We start from the raw sequence: 16,638 nt of genomic DNA, 5'->3' as shown, positions 1-16,638 counted from the left end.
GTCAGCGCGCCCGCTCGGCCAGCCGGGCCGCCAGCGCGCTGACCAAGCCGCGGAGTTCGGCCGGCCGTTCGATCACGAACGGCCGGTCGAGTGCGGCGAGCCGCGCCGGGATCCAGTCGAGCCGTTCGGCCCGGATCCGGGCGCGGACCTGGTCGCCGTCCGGTTCGAGGATCGCCACGGACGGCGGGAAGACGGCACGGATCTCCTCGGGCGACGCCTGGATCCGCACGGAGACGTCGTGCCGGTACGGCGTCTCGGCCAGCGCGGTCAGCAATCGCTCGGCCGGGTCGAAGTCGCCGGGGGCCTCGAAGGTCCCGTGCCGCGGCTCCGCCGACTTGATCCGGTCGACGCGAAAGGTGCGCACCTCGCCGCCGGCCGAGTCGAATCCGGTCAGGTACCAGCGGCCGGAATGCGCCACGACGCCATACGGATGGACGACGCGTTCGCTGGCGCCGCCGTGTCCGGCGAGGTACGCGATCCCGACCGGATGCCGGTCACGGGCCGCCTCCGCGAGGGTGAGCAGCACTTCGGCCTCGGCCGACAGGGCTTTCCTGGCCGGTGCGGTGAAATCGGCGGTCTCCAGCAGCGCGTCGAGCCGCCGGCCCAGGGGTTCGGGAAGTACCCGGCGGACCTTCGCGACAGCGCTCTCGACTGCCGCGACCGACGTGGTGATCAGCCCGGCACGCCGCCCCGCGACCAGGCCGAGCAGAACGGCCAGCGCCTCTTCGTTGCTGAACATAAGCGGCGGCATCCGGTAGCCGGGGGCCAGCCGGTAGCCGCCGTACCGGCCGCGCACCGAGCGGACCGGGATGTCCAGGTCGACGAGGTGTTCGGCATAGCGGCGGACGGTGCGTTCGTCCACGTCGAGCCGCCCCGCGAGCTCCGCGACGGTGCGCGTCCCGCCGCTCTGCAGGATCTCCAGCAGCGCGAGCACACGGGCGATGGGCCTGGTCACAGCGAAAAGAATACCGGGCGGATCCCGCCCGGTATTGCTCCTAGCGTGGCCGGTGTCCCGCTTTCCGGCACCGAAAGGACCAGCCATGCAGTTCGTTTCCGTCCGCGTGATCACCCATGACGTCGCCCGCCTCGCCGGCTTCTACGAAAAGGCGACCGGCCTCGCCGCGCGATGGCGTTCCGAGCAGTTCGCCGAACTCGTCGGCCCGTCGTGCACCTTGGCGATCGGCAGCGCCGAGACGATGCGGCTGTTCGGCGCGGGAGCCGCGGTGCCCGAGTCGAACCGCACCGCGATCCTCGAGTTCCGCGTGGAGGACGTCGACCGGGAGCACGAGCGGCTGGCCGGCCTGGCCGAGATCGTGCAGGAGCCGACCACGATGCCGTGGGGGAACCGGTCGCTGCTGTTCCGCGACCCCGACGGCAACCTGGTCAACTACTTCACGCCGAGTGCCCCGTAGTTCCGGACGAACGCGGTCAGCAGCCGCGCGAACTCGCGGCGGTCGTCGTCCGTCCAGTCCGCCATCGCCTCGGCGAACACCGAGCGGCGGAATTCGTGCATACGCGTCACTTCGGCGCGGCCCGCCTCGGTGAGCACGAGGACGGCGCGGCGGCCGTCGCGCTGATCGGCTTCACGCCGGAGGAAACCGTCCTCGACCGCGCGGGCGACGAGACGGCTCGCGCGCGGCTGGTCGATGGTCAGCGCCACCGCGAGGCTGGTGACGGTCCCCGGTTCGCCGCTCTCCTCGGCCGCCTCGACGGCGTCGAGAAGCCCCTGGATCGCCTGGTCCGGCATCGTTTCGGCGCGGTCGCGGGCGAGTTTCGACAGTGATCGCCGCGCCTGGCTACGCCGGATGGCGATCATCGCGCGCTCCACGTCGGCCACGGCGTCCGTCATTACCCGTCCTCACCAATTGCATGTATTTTTACATGTAGTTGTCGTCTACCTGAGGAGTATCCATGAAGCCCATCGGATTCTGGTTCGCCCACCTTCACCAGGCGCTCGAATCCTCCTTTGAGCGGATCCTCGACGACGAAGGACTGACCCGTCGCCACTGGCAGGTCCTGAATACCGCCGACAGTGCCGACAGCGAAGCACTGAAGCCGTTTGGGGACCTCCAGAAAACCATCTCCGACCTGCGCGTTCGTGGCTGGATCGACGAGGGCGGCCTGACCGAAGCCGGCCGGGCGGCGCATCTCCGGCTGAAAGCCGAGGTCGACGCGTTCCGTTCGCGCGCGACCGAAGGCATCAGCGACGACGAGTACCGGACGACGGTCGGCGTACTGGAACGCATGGCGGCGAACCTCGCCCGGGAATAACGCGGAAACGGGCGGCGTCATCTATCCTGTTAGTTGAAAGTTCAAACACCTGGAGCTGACATGACGCCGGTGCTCTATCTCAGCCACGGCGCGCCGCCGCTCGCCGACGACGCCACCTGGACCCGCCAGCTCGCCGGCTGGTCGGCGGACCTCGAGAAGCCGAAGGCGATCCTCGTCGTCTCGGCGCACTGGGAAGAGGCACCGCTGACCCTCGGCGCCACCACCACGGTGCCGCTGGTCTACGACTTCTGGGGTTTCCCGGATCGCTACTACCAGGTGGAATACGCCGCGCCCGGCGCTCCCGAACTCGCGGACAAGGTGCGGAAACTCCTGCGCTCGTCCCAGACGCCGGTGCACGACGCGCCCGACCGCGGCCTCGACCACGGCGCGTACGTCCCGCTCGTGGAGATGTACCCGGACGCCGACATCCCGGTGCTGCAGGTGTCCATGCCGTCGCTGGACCCGCGGGAGCTGTTCGACCTTGGCCGGAAGCTCGCGCCGCTGCGCGACGAAGGCGTGCTGATCATCGGCAGCGGCTTCTTCACCCACAACCTGAGCGCGATGCGCCAGACCGACGGAACCGACGGGGTGCCGCCGTCGTGGTCGAGCGAATTCGACCACTGGGGTGCGGAAACCCTGCGCCAGGGCGACCTCGACGCGTTGCTGGACTTCCAGCACAAGGCACCGGCCGCGGCCATCGCGCATCCCCGGATCGAACACTTCGCGCCGCTGTTCGTGTCACTCGGCGCAAGCTCCTCGGAAGGGAAGGGCGAGACCGTCATCGACGGCTACTGGTACGGCCTCGCCAAACGTTCCCTCCAGTTCGGCTAACGGGATCGAAGGACACCGGCGCCCGCCACCAGGCCGAGCGCCAGCAGCGTGACCACCGCGAACGACACGGTCAGCGACGTCAGGTCGGCGATCCCGCCGATCAGCGACGGCGCCACGAGACCCGACGAATAGGTGATGGTCGCGACGCCCGCGATCGACTGGCTCGGCGTCGGCCCACTGCGTCCGGCCGCCGCGAAGGCGAGCGGCACGACGACGGAGACGCCGAGCCCGATCAGCGCGAAACCGGCCATCGCCATCACCGGATGAACGGCGAAGACCACCAGCAGCCCGCCCAACGTCGCGAAGGCGCCACCCGCGCGGACGGTGTTGACGGAGCCGAAGCGCCGCACCAGCGCGTCGCCCGAGAGGCGGGCGATCGCCATCGTGCAGGTGAACGCGGTGGTCGACGCGGCCGCGATCCCCGGCGAGGTGCCGAGGACGTCACGCAGGTAGACGGCGGACCAGTCGAGGCTCGCCCCTTCGGCGAAGACGGCGCAGAACGCGACGGCACCGATGATCACGGCCGACTTCGGCGGCAGCGCGAACCTCGGCGGCGGGTTCTCGTCCGGTGCGCTGCGGACGTCGAAGACCCCCTGGCAGACGAGCGCGCCGGCGACGGTGAGCACGGCCGACGCGATCGCGAAGTGGAGCCGGGCGTCCATCCCGGCATGCGCGGCGAGCGTGCCCGCGGCGGAGCCGACGAGCGCGCCCGTGGTCCACATGCCGTGCAGCCCCGACATGACCGACTTGCCCATCCGCTCCTCGACGTCGACGCCGAGGGCGTTCATCAGTACGTCGGAAGTACCCGCCGCGGTGCCCATGACGAACAGCGCGAGGCACAGGGTGACGAGGTTTCCCGCCAGGGCGGGGAGGATCAGCGCCAGCGTCCAGTACGCGAGCAGCAGCCGGAGCCCCAGCCTGCCGCCGAGCCGGTGCCCGATCCGCGCGGCGAGCGGCATGGTGAGTGAGGCACCGATGGCGGGGAAGGCGAGCGCGAGGCCGAGCTGGCCCGCGCTGATCCCCGCGTGTTCCTGGATCCACGGGATCCGGGTGGCGAAACTGCCGGTCACCGCGCCGTGCACGGCGAAGACGCCGGCGACGGCGATCCGCGCCTGCCGCACCCGCCGCGGCGGCCCGCCGACGGTTTCCACTGTTTTGGTCACTGGGCCCCCAAGGTCCATGAGACGGCTCGACGGACGTCAGCGTAAACTATCAGGAAGGGAACCTGATAATTAATTCTGGGAGGATCTGCCGGTGAGTGTCATCCGGATGCCGTCCGCCTCCCCGAGCACGGCGCGTGCCATCAACGATCGCCTCGCCCTCGACCTGCTCCACCGCGAAGGCGCGCTGACGGCCGCCCAGCTCAAGACGTTGACCGGGCTTTCCCGGCCGACGGTGGCGGACCTCGTCGAACGCCTGCGGGACGCCGGGCTGATCGAGATCGTCGGCGAGGCGGGCGCGGAACGCCGCGGCCCGAACGCGAAGCTGTACGGGATCGTCGCCGACCGCGCGTACCTCGCCGGCCTCGACGTCCGCACCCACGGCCTGGCCGTCTCGGTCGCGGACCTCCTGGGCCGGACCCGGGCGGAGGCCTCACTGCCGTTCGACCTCGACGTCGACACGGACGTCGCCGTCGAGCGGGCGATCGCCCTGCTGGAGGCCACCACCGCCGAGGCGGGTGCGACCGAGCTGCACACGATCGCCGTCGGCGCTCCCGGTCTCGTCGACCCGGCGACCGGCGGCCTGCGCAACGCCGGGGGATTGCCCGCGTGGCACGGGAAACTCGTCGACGAACTCAGGCGACGGCCGGGTGTCCCGGTGCTACTGGAGAACGAGGTCAACCTCGCGGCCGCCGCCGAACAGCGGCTCGGCGCCGCCCGCGACCGGGACACGTTCGTCCTGCTGTGGCTGGGTTTCGGCGTCGGCGCGGCGGTCGTCCTCGACGGTTCGCTGCGGCGGGGCGCGTCGGGCGGCGCGGGGGAGATCGGGTTCCTGCCGATGCTGGGCCCCGGACGGCTGCCGACGGCGACCGACTGCGACGGCGGGTTCCACACCCTCGCGGGAAGCGCCGCGATCTGCGAACTCGCCCGCGCGCACGGCATCCCGGCTTCGCCGGCCGACAACGCCGAAGCGGCCGAGGCGGCTGTCGGGTACGCGATCGACTCGAAGGCCGAGGAATTTCTGGAGATCGTCGCGGAGCGGATCGCGATCGGTGCCGCCGCGGTCACCGCGGTCCTGGACCCGGGCTTCCTCGTGCTGGGCGGCGAGGTCGGCCGCGCCGGCGGTGACGCGCTGGCGGCGAGGGTGAGCCGGCGGCTCTCGGAGATCTCACCGCTGCGGACCGAGGTCCGGGCGGGCACCGTCGGCGGGAGCGCGGTACTGGAGGGCGCGGTGCTCACCGCGATGGGCGCCGCCCAGGACGCGCTTTTCACCCCTGGGGGCTGAACACGCGCAAAGCGGGCCCGGAGTCGGTGACTCCGGGCCCGCTTCGGTTCATTCAGTGGCGCTAGCCGACTGGCAGGTTCACATGGTGTGGAACTTCTTGCCGGTCAGGGTGCCGATGAAGCGCTGGAACATGCTCAGCGGCGACGAGTCGACGTTCGCCAGAGCCGGGACCTGCGCGGTCGGCATCGCCGGGGTGCTGTTCACGACGGGCAGGGTGCCCGCGGTGGGCAGCTGCACCGGCAGTTCGCCCGCGGCCGGCAGCGCACCCGCGGTGGGCAGGTTGCCGGTGGTGGGCAGCTGCACCGGCAGGTTGCCGGCGGTGGGCAGGTTGCCCGCGGCCGGGAGCTGCACCGGCAGCTTGCCCGTGGTGGGCAGACCCTTGGTCAGCGCCGGGAGGGTCGGCAGCTGCGCGAGCTTCGGCGCGTCCGCACGAGCGGCGTCACCGGGCAGACCCGGGGTCTTCGGCAGGGCCGGGAGACCGGGCAGGGCCGGGGTGCCGGGCAGCTCGGGCAGGTCCGACTTCGGCAGCTGCGCCGGGATGTTCTGCAGCTGCTTCAGCGCGGTCAGGCCGGCCACCTGCACGGGCAGGGTCGCCACCTGGGGACCGTCGGCGCGGGCGCCACCGATCGCCGGGGTGGTGGGCAGGGCGCCGGCACCGTCGAGCGAGGGGGCACCGAACGGCAGCGCGGGCAGCGCGTCGATCGGCATCTCCGAACCGACCGAGTCGGTGAAGGCGCGGGTGAACTCTTCACCGTTGATCTCGGTGAAGTCCTCCGAGTTCTCGTCCGCGATCGCCAGGATCGGGATCTCGAACTCGTTCAGCGGCACCACGAAGACGAACGGGTGGTGGAAGTTGAAGCCCGAGAGGGCCGATCCGCTGCCGTCGGTGATGCTGTCGCCACCGGCCTGGCCGGTGATCATGCTGGTCGCTTCGGTCTCGGACACGCCGCCGACCGCCGCGATGGCGTTGCCGAACACCTCGGGGTCGACCGCGGCCGGGATGTCGAGGATGTTGCCCGAGAGCGATCCGTCGAGACCCGAGGTCTCCACGTCGCCACCCGACAGGGCGTCGACGGTGTTGGAGCCTTCGGCGTCGGCGAGACCCGCGACCGCGACCGCGTCGTGCGTGATCGGCACGATCGGCAGCGCCTGCACGCCGACGATGTTGCCCGAGACCGCGCCTTCGTCACCGTTGGTGGTGGCGTCGCCGCCGGCCTCCGACAGGACGTCGCTGACGCTGTCGCCCTCGGCGATACCCGCACCGGCGATGCCGTGCCCGGTCAGCGGAACCGCGCCGCCGATCGGCGTCTGGACGATGTTGCCCGCCAGGGCGCCTTCTTCACCGGTGGCGGTGGCGTCGCCGCCCGCGTTCGAGTCGGTGAGGTTCGTGCCCTCGCCCGACGCGATGCCGCCGAGCACGGCGGCGAAGTTGTGCGCCTGGACCGGCAGGGAGACCGGGCCGTAGACCAGGTTGCCCGAGCCCGCGCCACCGTCACCGGTCGCGTTGACGTCGCCGCCCGCGTTGGAGGTGGTGTCACCGTCGGCGGCACCGTGGCCCTGGCCGATGAACGCGCCACCGATCCCGAACGCCTGCACCGGCAGCGAAACCGGCACGGTGCCCAGGTTGGAGCTGAGGAAGCCGTTGTCGTCGTTGGTGTTGCCACCGCCGCCGCCGGAGACGACCTTGGTCTCCTCGGCCGAGGCGGTGCTCTGGCCGATGAACGAGCCGCCCACGCCGAAGACCTCGGCCGGAACCGCGGCCGGGACCTGGACGATGTTGCCCGAGCCGGACGAGTCGTTGCCCGTGGTGCCGTCGTACGCGCCGGCGGTCACGGTCTTCGTCTCGGACGCCTCGGCGGTCGCCTGTCCGATGTGCGAGCCGGCGACGCCGAACACCTCGGGGGCCAGCGCGGCCTGGGTGTTGACGATGTTGCCGGCCAGGGTGGAGTCGTCACCCGTGGTGTGGCTGCCGTTGCCGGCGTTCGCGTCGACGGTGTTCTCGCACGACGCGACGTTCGCGCTGCCGATGTACGTGCCCGCGATGCAGGTCACCTCGACGGGAGCGGCCACGGCCGGGTCGACGATGTTGCCGCCACCGGCGGAGCCTTCGCCCTCGGTGCTGACGAAGCCACCGGCGTCGACGGTGCTCGACTGGCTGGTGCCGCCTTCGGTGCCGGTGTTCGCGAGACCGATCCAGCTGGCGGCCACGCCGCCGACGTTCGCGACGTCCGCGGTCTGCGGCACGATCGCGTTACCCGCGACGGCCGAGTCCTCGCCGGAGGTCTGCACGTAGCTGGGGACGTCGGCCCAGCCCGGGGTGGTGTCACCGGCGGTGGCGTCCGCCGACGAGCTGCTGTTGGAGTTCGCGAGCGAACCCCACGCGGCGGCCGCGTTGTCGTTGACCTTCACCGGGAGGGCGATCGGCACCGCGCCGACGTTGCCGCCGAGGGCGGAGTCGTCACCGTCGGTCTCGACCCAGCCGCCGGAGGTGGCCTCGGTCTCGGCCTCGTAACCGGAGCTGTTGGCGTTGCCGATGATCCAGGAGGCGGCGTTGCCGGTGACCTGGACCGGGGTGGCGAACTGGCCGGCCACCACGTTGCCGGACAGGGCGGAGCCCTCGCCGTCGGTGGTGATGTTGCCGGTCTCGGTGGTGCTCTGGCTGGCGGAACCGCCGACCACGCGGCCGGTGCCGCCGGCGAGCCCGCCGCCGTTGCCGGCGATCTGCACGGGCAGCGCCCAGTCGAGGGACACGACGTTCCCGGCGAGGCTGGAGTCCTCACCGGTGGTCTCGATGTCCTGGTTGTGCGCCCAGGTCTGGTCGTGGGTACCACCCTCGACCTCGGCGTCGCCGATCACGCCGATGGCGTTGTCGACGATCTGGATCGGGACGACGACGTCACCGACGACCTTGTTGCCCTTGAGGATGTCGTCCGTGGTGGTGAAGCCACCCTGGGTCAGCCCACCGCTGACCTGACGGGCCGAGTCCTTGGCGGCCAGCGGCGCGGGGACGGCGCCGGTGGTCGGGAGGGACGGGAGGCCTCCGCCGATGCCGTCGGTGCTGCTGCCCGGCGAGGAAGCCGAGTCCAGCGCGTCCGAGACGGGCTTGGTGACGGCCTTGGTGCTGACCTCGCCCTTGTAGCCGGGGAGGTCGGCCTGGCCGAGGGGCGTGCCAACGGCGTTGTTGTCGATCTCGATGGGAACGGTGACGTTCGCGTCGAGCGGGGAGGCCGGGGTGTCGGGGTTGACCTGTTCGTCAGCCGAGGCGATGCCGGTGCCCAGCATCAACAACCCACCCGTGACCAACGCGGTCTGGAGTCCGCGCTTTGCCCAGGATTGCATGGGGTTTTTCTCCTTCATTTCGGGTTCCCTTTCGGGTTCGAGGAGGTGCCTTCGAAGCGGCACCAGAGGGGGTGGAGCGAATGCGGGCGCACAAAAGCGCACCGCCGTTTCGCGGGGGATCAGGAGCGGACGCGAAGCCAAGCCCGGGATCGGGAGGCGTGAGGCGCGTCGGCTACCCCGCGGAGGGAGGTGTTCAGTCGGGAGTGACGCCGGGCTGCGAGCCCGGGGTGAGCGGCATGTACCGCGTGCCTGCCAGCGCGTAGCCGGTCAGGGAACGCTCGACGGCGGCGGCGACCCAGGCGGGAACGCCGTGGGTCAGGCCGTCGAGGTGACCACCGGGGGCGGAGCCGCCGGGGACAGTCGGGAAGGAAGGCGCGGCGGGAAGCGGCGCCGGGGTGATCGGACGCGGGAGGTCACCACGGTGACCGTCACGCGCCGGAGCGTCCTCGACCTGATCGAAGGCGCCGTGCTGCTGCACGAGGGCCGGCATCGGGAGGACGGTCTCGAAGGAAGCGGGGAACTGGGTTGTCGCCAGCTGCGCGAAGTCGGTGACCTGCTCACCGGCGCCGACGGTGTCCAGCGGTGACTCGGGGTCGACCGGGGTTCCGCCGACCGGGAGCTCCGGGACGAGGTCGCCGTGTCCGCGCGGGTCGAGGAGATCCCAGACCTTGCGGCCGAAGTCGGGCGACGGGGCGATGGTCTCGTCCAGCACCTGGCGGGTGTCCTGCGGCTTGCGCACGATGTGCTCGACGGCGCCGAGGGTGCGCTTGACCGGGGTGACCACCGAGTCGTCCGCGAAGTCGGTGACCGCGTCGCTGACGCGCGTCGAGACCTCGTGCCGGTCGGCACGGAGGTCGCCGCAGTGGTGCTTCTTGGCACCGGCCCCGTTCTCGCCGGGCATCGACCACGTGGTGGCGTCCTGGTGGCTGTCGCCGCACATCGCACCGGCGACGTCACCCGCGAACTTCGAAGCGCCGTGGGAAACGTCGGTCAGTCCGGCCGCGGTCGCGTCGGTGACCGGGGTGACGCTGGTTTCGGGAGCGGAGACCACCGGGGCGATGTCCGCGGAAGCGGAAGCGCCGGAAACGGCCCACGCGGCGGCGGAACCGGCGACGGCGCCGCCGAGCACGAACAGCGCACGCGAAGCGAGACGGCCGAAGCGCGCCGCGCCCCGCCCCTCGTTCTTCGCCGCGTTCGTCACTCGGTCTCCTGTCGCATCGGTTCGTGGTTGCGGGACCGAGGTAAGCAAAGTGCGGAAGGCCCGCGCGACTTTGAACCACCTTGATGGCACGATCGTGTGAAGAACACACGGTGTAGCCCGAAATCACGATGAGTGATCGAGCCTGGCGGAGCCCGGTTACTCCGGAGTCCATCGGCCCGCGGTGTGTCAAGCGTCGCATCGGGCGATCCGACCCGTGCGCGTCGCCCGGAATGTTCGGGAAACGTCGCCCCGGACCGATACGGTGAGCGCGTGAGCGAGCCCCAGCGCAAACAGCCGGAATTCGACCCGGCGAACCCGTTCCTCTCCGAATCCACCGAAGACGTCACCAACCTCGTGCCCCGCGGCCTGCGGATCGGCGCGGCGTTGTCGTGGCGCTTCATCGTGGTGATCGCCGCGCTCTACGTCATCGTGTTCCTCATCGGCTATCTGTCGGTGGTCGTGATCCCGTTGTCGATCGCGCTGCTGCTCGCCGCGCTGCTCGCGCCGGCGGTCTCCAAGCTGATGATGCTGAGATTCCCGCGCGGGCTCGCGGCCGGGATAGTGCTGATCGCCGGGCTCGCGGTCCTCGGCGGGCTGCTGACGTTCGTCGTCGCGCAGTTCTCCTCCGGCCTGCCCGAACTGCAGAAGCAGCTGACGGAGAGCCTCAACCAGATCAAGGTCTGGCTCATCGACGGGCCGCTGCACCTGCGCCAGGAGCAGATCCAGGAGTTCATCAACCAGGCGATCAGCTTCCTGCAGAACAACCAGGCCTCGATCACCACGACCGCGCTCACCACCGCGGGCACGGTCGGCGAGATCGTCACCGGTTTCATCCTGACGCTGTTCATCCTCATCTTCTTCCTCTCCGGCGGCGACCAGATCTGGAAGTTCCTGGTCCGCGGCGTGCCGGGCCGCGTGCGGAACCGGGTCGACGTCGCCGGGCGGCGCGGCTTCGCGTCGCTGGTCAGCTACGTGCGCGCGACGGCCGCGGTGGCCGTGGTCGACGCGGTCGGCATCGGCATCGGGCTGGCGATCGTCGGCGTGCCGCTGGTGATCCCGCTGGCGACGCTGGTGTTCCTCGGCGCCTTCATCCCGATCATCGGCGCCGTGATCGCGGGCGCGGTCGCGGTGCTGATCGCGCTGGTGACGAAGGGCATCGTCGGCGCGCTGATCGTGCTGGCCATCGTCATCGGCGTCATGCAGCTGGAAAGCCACGTGCTGCAGCCGATCCTGCTCGGCCGCGCGGTGAAGCTGCACCCGCTCGCCGTGGTGCTCGCGATCACCGCCGGTCTCGTCGCCGCCGGGATCGCCGGCGCGTTGCTCTCGGTGCCGCTGCTCGCGGTGCTCAACGCGGGGATCCGCTCGCTGCTGCACGAACACGATCCCGATCCGGCCGAGATCGACGTCCTGCGGGATCAGGCGGCGCAACCGAACGATTCCGGGGAAGAGTCCGAAGCCAAGTCATGACCGAGACCCCGCTCTGGCGCGCGGTCTCGGCGCTCGGCACGCGGGACCCGGCCACTCCGCTGTGGCGCGGCGTGATCGTGCTCCGCGTGACGACGCTGCTCTTCGCGCTCGGCTCGTTCGTCGTCCATTACGACGGCTACGCGAACAAGTGGCTGGCGTGGACGTCGTTCGGCCTGATGACGGTGTGGACGATCGTCAGCAGCGTGTTCTACGCGCGGCCGTCGAGCCGCTGGCCGTGGCTGGTTGGTGTCGATCTCGTGCTCACCGTCGCCCTCATGTTCACGTCGGCGTGGATCCTGACCACCGCGCAGTTCGACGCCAACGTCCCGCTCATCACGACGGTGTGGGCGGCGGTCCCGCCCGCGGCCGCCGGCACCCGGTTCGGCGCGGTCGGCGGGGTGCTCGCCGGGCTGGTGGTCTCGGTGGTCACCGGGCTGGTGCGCTGGCGGTTCGACGTCGACGTCGCGCGGGACGGCTTCCTGCTGACCGCGAGCGGGTTCGTGATCGGCCTCGCCGCGACCATGGCCCGCCGGTCGGCCGACGCGCTGACCAGGGCGTTGCGCATGGAAGCCGCGACGGCCGAACGGGAGCGGCTCGCCCGCTCGATCCACGACAGCGTCCTCCAGGTGCTCGCGCGGGTGCGCAAACGCGGCGCCGAATTCGGCGGGGAGGCCGCCGAGCTGGCGAAACTCGCCGGTGAGCAGGAGATCGCGCTGCGCGCGCTGGTCACCACCGAGCCGACGCATCCGAGCGAGAACGGGACCACCGACCTCCGTGCCGCGCTGCAGCTGCTCGCGACGCCGTCGGTGCAGGTCTCGACGCCCGCGGGCGAGGTCCAGCTGCCCGAGCACGTGACCTCGGAGCTGGTTGCCGTGGCGCGCGAGGCGCTGTCGAACGTCGAGAAGCACGCGGGCGAAGACGCGCACGCCTGGGTGCTGCTGGAGGACCTCGGCACCGAGGTCGTCGTCAGCGTCCGCGACGACGGCCCGGGAATCGCGCCCGGCGTCTTGGAACGAGCGGCGGCCGAGGGACATCTAGGTATCGCGGAGTCCATCAAGGGACGCGTGCGGGATCTGGGCGGAAGTACCGCCCTGGACACCGCGCCCGGCCAGGGCACGGAATGGGAAGTCAAGGTTCCAGTCGCGGCGAGGGGAAAGCGATGACCGGTGAGGCTCGGGTCTCGGTGATGGTGGTCGACGATCATCCGATGTGGCGGGACGGGGTCGCGCGCGACCTGGCCGAGCACGGATTCGACGTGCGGGCCACCGCGCCGGACGCGCCCGCCGCGGTGCGGATCGCGCGTACGGTCCGGCCGGACGTCGTCCTGATGGACCTCAACCTCGGCGAGACCTCGGGTGTCGACGCCACCCGAGAGATCACCTCGGAACTGCCGTCGACCAAGGTGCTGGTGCTGTCCGCGAGCGGCGAGCACAGCGACGTCCTCGAGGCGGTCAAGGCCGGGGCGTCCGGGTACCTGGTGAAATCGGCTTCGGCGAGCGAACTGGTGGACGCGGTCAAGCGGACCGCCGCGGGTGACCCGGTGTTCACCGCCGGACTCGCCGGGCTCGTGCTCGGCGAGTACCGCCGCATGGCCGACGCGCCGGACGACGGGCCCGCGCCGCCGCGGCTGACCGAACGCGAGACCGACGTCCTGCGCCTGGTCGCGAAGGGGATGACGGCGCGGCAGATCGCCGAGAAGCTCGTGCTGTCGCATCGGACGGTGGAGAACCACGTCCAGTCGACGCTGCGGAAACTCCAGCTGCACAACCGCGTCGAGCTCGCCAGGTACGCCATCGAGCACGGGCTGGACGAGGAGTAGCTCACCCCTGGGCGATCGCCACCACCCGCTGGTTCCGCTCGGCGGGCAGCGGGGTCTTGACGATCGTCCACTGTGGCCGGTCGAGGCGCCAGTTCGCGACGACGTCGGCCGCGATCACCAGGTCGTCGCTCTCGGTCCACTCGATCGCGACCCGCTTGAGTTCGGTCGCGATCGGCATCGCGGGCGCGTGCGTCCAGGTCAGCGTGTCGAGGGCGAGCACCCAGACGTCGGCCGTCTGCGTCGCCGTGCCCGCCCAGGCGGGGTCGCCGAACAGCACGGCGACCTTGTAGCCGTCGCGACTCGGCACCACCTGGCCCGGTTTGCCGTTGGCCACCGGCCACCGGACCGGCGTGCGCTGATCGTTCCGCAGGTCGAGCACGGAGAACTCGGTCAGCTCGGCCAGCAGCATCCGCTCCTTGGTGATCGCCAGCACCCGGGGGAACTGGTGCACGGCGCGGCCGGTGGCGGGATCGATCAGCACGTCCTCGGCGCTCGCGGTCCCGCTGTTCACCGTGATCAGCAGCCCCTTCGGCACCTCCTGGCGCACGGCTGTCGTGCAGCTCGCCGGACGGCCGCGATCGCGTTCCGCGCCGAGCAGGGAGACGTACTGGAGACGGCAGAGGTCGTTGCCTTCGTCGCGGATCAGCCAGACCCCGCTCTCGTCGGCCGACGGGGCCACGCTTCGGGCCTTGCCCAGCTTCCACGGCTGGTTCTTGGGGTCGCCGTAGACGAGCACTTCGGACGGCTCCAGGCACGACGGGCCGCAACGAGCGGCCGACAGCACGACCGGGAACTTGCCGACGCGGAGGACGTCGTTGACCCGGTCTCCGCCCGGAGCGCCGGGAAGCGGGGTGGTGGCGCCGGTGGCGGGATCGAGCACCGACGGCGGCGACGTCGTCATGACGAGCCGGAAACCGCTGTAGTCCACCGGAACGCCGTCGAGTTTCGACGGTGGCGGGGTCGTCGGTGGTGGCGGGAAGGTCGGAGGTCTTTCCTCCAGGGTGCATCCGGCCAGCAGGAGGACGGCCGCCATCAGGGCGGCACAGGGAAGAAATGCGGGTCTGTTCAGGGTATTTCCCCGATCTCGCGCGTGAGAATCGGTTCTACCATTCCTGGCATGGGCGAGGAAGAGCAGTCGACGACCGAGACCAAGCCGTTGACCGGGCGGGACATCCGGGTCTCCGACGCGGAGCGCGAACACGTCGTCGAGGTGCTCCAGAAGGCGATCGGCCTCGGGATGCTGAACCTCGACGAGTTCACCGAGCGGACCGACCGCGCCCTCGCCTCGAAGACCCGCGGTGAGCTGAACGCGGTGCTCACGGATCTGCCCGGCCTGGTGCACCCCGAGGCGGGGATGGTGCCGCGGCAGCAGCAGAACCCGTGGGCGCCGCCCGCTCAGCACGCGTACGCGCAGGCGTCCGGGCAGGTCATGGAGCTCAACGGCAAGTACTCGGCGTTGCAGCGCAACGGGAACTGGCTGGTCCCCGAGTCGATGGTGATCCGGAACAAGTACGGCGCCACGAAACTGGACTTCTCCCAGGCCGAGATCCGGCACCCGGTGGTGCACATCGAACTTCAGGCCAAATGGGGTCCGGTGGAGATCACCATCCCCGAGAACGGCGCCGTCGACACCAACTCGATCACCGACATCAAGTTCGGCAACCTCGATGACCGGACGCGATCGAACGGCCGCCCCGGCACGCCCCGGTTCGTCATCACCGGGCGCGTGCACGGGGGGTCGCTGATCATCAAGTACCCGCGGCGGGGTTTCTTCGGCTAGATCTGGCGCAGGTGCCGGAGCACGAAGTACGCGACCGCGGCCAGCACCACCGCGGCCAGCCCGGACACCGCGTGCATCCCGCTGGCGAACGCGTCGTGCGCGGGGACCGCGTCGGCGAGGCGTGACTGCGTGACCGCGTTGCCCAGCGTCCCGACGGTCGCGATGCCCAGCGCGTAGCCGAACTCGTTGCCGGTCTGCGAAAGCGAGGCCGCCGAACCGGCCTTCTCCGGCGGCACGGACCCGACGACCAGATCCGTGCCCAGGGTGATCAGCGGGCCGCCGCACAGGCAGGTGATGGCGAAGGCGATCGACGGGATCACCGGACCGGCGCCCGCCTCGACCTGCGTCAGCAGCAGGAATCCGGCGATCGCGCCGGCCAGGCCGGTGGCGATCAGCGTCGCGGGACGGATTCGGCGGGCCAGGATCGGCGCGCCGAGGAAGCTGACGGTCGAGGCGAGCATGCCCGGCAGCAACGCCAGCGCGGCACCGACCGGCGAAAGCTCCAGCACGATCTGGAAGAACTGCGCGACGAAGAGCATGGTCGTGCCGCCGAGCATGGAGAACGCGCACATCCCGCCCAACGCCGTGGAGAACGCACGGCCGCGGAACAGCGTCAGGTCGATCAGCGGGTCCTGGAGGATTCGCTGGCGCCGCACGAACACCACGCCGAAGCCGAGCCCGATCAGGAGCGCGGCCACCGGGACCACGTGCACACCCTCGCGGGCGAGTTCCTTGATGCCGTAGACCGCGGGCAGGATCGTGACCAGCGAAAGCGCGACGCTCGCGAGGTCGAGGCGGCCCGCGTTCTCGTTGCGGTACTCGGGCAGCAGCTTCGGGCCGACCACGAGCAGCAGGACCATCGCCGGGACGCCGAGCAGGAACACCGAACCCCACCAGAAGTGCTCCAGCATCACGCCGCCGACCATCGGCCCGACGATCGCGCCCACGGTGAAGCAGCCCGCCCAGATGCCGATCGCGAGGGAACGCTGGCGGCTGTCGGTGAACAGGTTGCTGATCAGGGCGAGCGTCGACGGCGCCAGCGTCGCACCGGCGATCCCGAGCAGCGCGCGGGCGGCGATGAGCATCAGCGCGCTCGTCGAGAACGCGGCGAGCACCGAGGCCGCTCCGAACGCCGTGGCACCGATGAGCAGCAGTTTCCGGCGTCCGATGCGGTCGCCGAGGGTGCCCATGGTGACCATGAACCCGGCGATCATGAAGCCGTAGACGTCCATGATCCACAGCTGCTGAGTGCTGTCGGCGCCGAGACTCTGGCTGAGCTTCGGCAACGCGAGGATCAACACGAAGACGTCGAGGGAGACCAGGAAGGTGGGGAGGGCCAGCACGGCCAGCCCGACCCATTCCCGGCGTCCAGCCCGCGTCGGGGTCATGGTGGTCGTCATGGTCCGGTCCTTTCGTCGCTTCGGTGTCTTCACCTAGGCGTCGAAGCGGTGGACCGGATTTCGACATGCCCCCCGATCCCGGTTC

General features: G+C 70.7%; 15 protein-coding genes. 8 read left to right on the top strand and 7 right to left on the bottom strand.

What is annotated here, in order from left to right; translation table 11 throughout:
* Nucleotide 1 precedes the first annotated feature (1 nt).
* Nucleotides 2-955 carry a helix-turn-helix transcriptional regulator gene (locus ACXIZN_RS33875; RefSeq protein ID WP_457959037.1) on the bottom strand — a complete coding sequence of 318 codons (954 nt, stop codon included), beginning with the start codon at nt 953-955 and terminating at the stop codon, nt 2-4.
* 85 nt (nt 956-1,040) lie between these two features.
* On the opposite strand from ACXIZN_RS33875, the gene ACXIZN_RS33870 reads away from it, so the two are divergent.
* Complete coding sequence (locus tag ACXIZN_RS33870; protein WP_457959036.1) at nt 1,041-1,412, top strand: VOC family protein; 372 nt, start codon at nt 1,041-1,043, stop codon at nt 1,410-1,412.
* On the opposite strand, the gene ACXIZN_RS33865 is transcribed toward ACXIZN_RS33870, so the two are convergent.
* On the bottom strand, nt 1,388-1,849 hold the full coding sequence (locus ACXIZN_RS33865; RefSeq protein ID WP_257483509.1) for a MarR family winged helix-turn-helix transcriptional regulator: 462 nt from the start codon (nt 1,847-1,849) through the stop codon (nt 1,388-1,390). The genes ACXIZN_RS33870 and ACXIZN_RS33865 overlap by 25 nt on opposite strands.
* A gap of 62 nt (nt 1,850-1,911) precedes the next feature.
* On the opposite strand from ACXIZN_RS33865, the gene ACXIZN_RS33860 reads away from it, so the two are divergent.
* Nucleotides 1,912-2,271 (top strand): helix-turn-helix domain-containing protein, encoded by a 360-nt coding sequence (locus tag ACXIZN_RS33860; RefSeq protein WP_457959035.1) that lies wholly within the window; start codon nt 1,912-1,914, stop codon nt 2,269-2,271.
* A gap of 60 nt (nt 2,272-2,331) precedes the next feature.
* Nucleotides 2,332-3,102 carry a dioxygenase family protein gene (locus tag ACXIZN_RS33855; RefSeq protein ID WP_457959034.1) on the top strand — a complete coding sequence of 257 codons (771 nt, stop codon included), beginning with the start codon at nt 2,332-2,334 and terminating at the stop codon, nt 3,100-3,102.
* Here the strand turns inward: ACXIZN_RS33855 and ACXIZN_RS33850 are convergent.
* A complete protein-coding gene (locus ACXIZN_RS33850) occupies nt 3,099-4,265 on the bottom strand; it encodes an MFS transporter (protein WP_457959033.1) in 1,167 nt (388 codons plus the stop codon). The genes ACXIZN_RS33855 and ACXIZN_RS33850 overlap by 4 nt on opposite strands.
* Before the next feature lie 91 nt (nt 4,266-4,356).
* Between ACXIZN_RS33850 and ACXIZN_RS33845 the strand changes: the two genes are divergently transcribed.
* Nucleotides 4,357-5,547, top strand: a complete 1,191-nt coding sequence (locus ACXIZN_RS33845) for an ROK family transcriptional regulator (protein ID WP_457959032.1) — start codon at nt 4,357-4,359, stop codon at nt 5,545-5,547.
* 78 nt (nt 5,548-5,625) lie between these two features.
* On the opposite strand, the gene ACXIZN_RS33840 is transcribed toward ACXIZN_RS33845, so the two are convergent.
* Nucleotides 5,626-8,886: a PE-PGRS family protein gene (locus tag ACXIZN_RS33840; protein WP_457959031.1), complete on the bottom strand. Its 3,261-nt coding sequence runs from the start codon at nt 8,884-8,886 to the stop codon at nt 5,626-5,628.
* A 193-nt stretch (nt 8,887-9,079) separates the two neighbouring features.
* Nucleotides 9,080-10,087, bottom strand: coding sequence for a hypothetical protein (locus tag ACXIZN_RS33835; RefSeq protein WP_457959030.1), 1,008 nt, complete (start codon nt 10,085-10,087; stop codon nt 9,080-9,082).
* A gap of 270 nt (nt 10,088-10,357) precedes the next feature.
* Between ACXIZN_RS33835 and ACXIZN_RS33830 the strand changes: the two genes are divergently transcribed.
* Genes ACXIZN_RS33830 through ACXIZN_RS33820 form a run of 3 tightly spaced genes read left to right on the top strand, consistent with a single transcriptional unit; the run spans nt 10,358 to nt 13,373 of the window.
* Nucleotides 10,358-11,554: an AI-2E family transporter gene (locus tag ACXIZN_RS33830; protein WP_457959028.1), complete on the top strand. Its 1,197-nt coding sequence runs from the start codon at nt 10,358-10,360 to the stop codon at nt 11,552-11,554.
* Nucleotides 11,551-12,717, top strand: coding sequence for a MacS family sensor histidine kinase (macS, locus tag ACXIZN_RS33825; RefSeq protein WP_457959027.1), 1,167 nt, complete (start codon nt 11,551-11,553; stop codon nt 12,715-12,717). The genes ACXIZN_RS33830 and macS overlap by 4 nt, the downstream gene beginning before the upstream one ends.
* The gene (locus ACXIZN_RS33820; RefSeq protein WP_126734717.1) at nt 12,714-13,373 is read left to right on the top strand and encodes a response regulator; all 660 of its coding nucleotides are present in this window, start codon (nt 12,714-12,716) and stop codon (nt 13,371-13,373) included. The genes macS and ACXIZN_RS33820 overlap by 4 nt, the downstream gene beginning before the upstream one ends.
* A 1-nt stretch (nt 13,374) precedes the next feature.
* Here ACXIZN_RS33820 and ACXIZN_RS33815 read toward each other — a convergent pair whose 3' ends face one another.
* Nucleotides 13,375-14,406: a hypothetical protein gene (locus ACXIZN_RS33815; protein WP_457959026.1), complete on the bottom strand. Its 1,032-nt coding sequence runs from the start codon at nt 14,404-14,406 to the stop codon at nt 13,375-13,377.
* A gap of 84 nt (nt 14,407-14,490) precedes the next feature.
* On the opposite strand from ACXIZN_RS33815, the gene ACXIZN_RS33810 reads away from it, so the two are divergent.
* The gene (locus tag ACXIZN_RS33810; protein WP_457959025.1) at nt 14,491-15,153 is read left to right on the top strand and encodes a DUF1707 SHOCT-like domain-containing protein; all 663 of its coding nucleotides are present in this window, start codon (nt 14,491-14,493) and stop codon (nt 15,151-15,153) included.
* Here the strand turns inward: ACXIZN_RS33810 and ACXIZN_RS33805 are convergent.
* A complete protein-coding gene (locus ACXIZN_RS33805; RefSeq protein ID WP_457959024.1) occupies nt 15,150-16,553 on the bottom strand; it encodes an MFS transporter in 1,404 nt (467 codons plus the stop codon). The genes ACXIZN_RS33810 and ACXIZN_RS33805 overlap by 4 nt on opposite strands.
* Between the last annotated feature and the right edge of the window lie 85 nt (nt 16,554-16,638).

It is taken from the genome of Amycolatopsis sp. TRM77291 (genome assembly GCF_054166285.1).
This window is presented reverse-complemented; position numbering and strand designations above follow the sequence as displayed.

Excerpts from the sequence above, each read along its gene's own strand:
- ACXIZN_RS33815 (WP_457959026.1), bottom strand. The coding sequence starts at position 14,406 with ATGGCGGCCGTCCTCCTGCTGGCCGGATGCACCCTGGAGGAAAGACCT.
- macS (WP_457959027.1), top strand. The coding sequence starts at position 11,551 with ATGACCGAGACCCCGCTCTGGCGCGCGGTCTCGGCGCTCGGCACGCGG.
- ACXIZN_RS33870 (WP_457959036.1), top strand. The coding sequence starts at position 1,041 with ATGCAGTTCGTTTCCGTCCGCGTGATCACCCATGACGTCGCCCGCCTC.
- ACXIZN_RS33865 (WP_257483509.1), bottom strand. The coding sequence starts at position 1,849 with ATGACGGACGCCGTGGCCGACGTGGAGCGCGCGATGATCGCCATCCGG.
- ACXIZN_RS33855 (WP_457959034.1), top strand. The coding sequence starts at position 2,332 with ATGACGCCGGTGCTCTATCTCAGCCACGGCGCGCCGCCGCTCGCCGAC.
- ACXIZN_RS33860 (WP_457959035.1), top strand. The coding sequence starts at position 1,912 with ATGAAGCCCATCGGATTCTGGTTCGCCCACCTTCACCAGGCGCTCGAA.
- ACXIZN_RS33810 (WP_457959025.1), top strand. The coding sequence starts at position 14,491 with ATGGGCGAGGAAGAGCAGTCGACGACCGAGACCAAGCCGTTGACCGGG.
- ACXIZN_RS33805 (WP_457959024.1), bottom strand. The coding sequence starts at position 16,553 with ATGACGACCACCATGACCCCGACGCGGGCTGGACGCCGGGAATGGGTC.
- ACXIZN_RS33840 (WP_457959031.1), bottom strand. The coding sequence starts at position 8,886 with ATGCAATCCTGGGCAAAGCGCGGACTCCAGACCGCGTTGGTCACGGGT.
- ACXIZN_RS33820 (WP_126734717.1), top strand. The coding sequence starts at position 12,714 with ATGACCGGTGAGGCTCGGGTCTCGGTGATGGTGGTCGACGATCATCCG.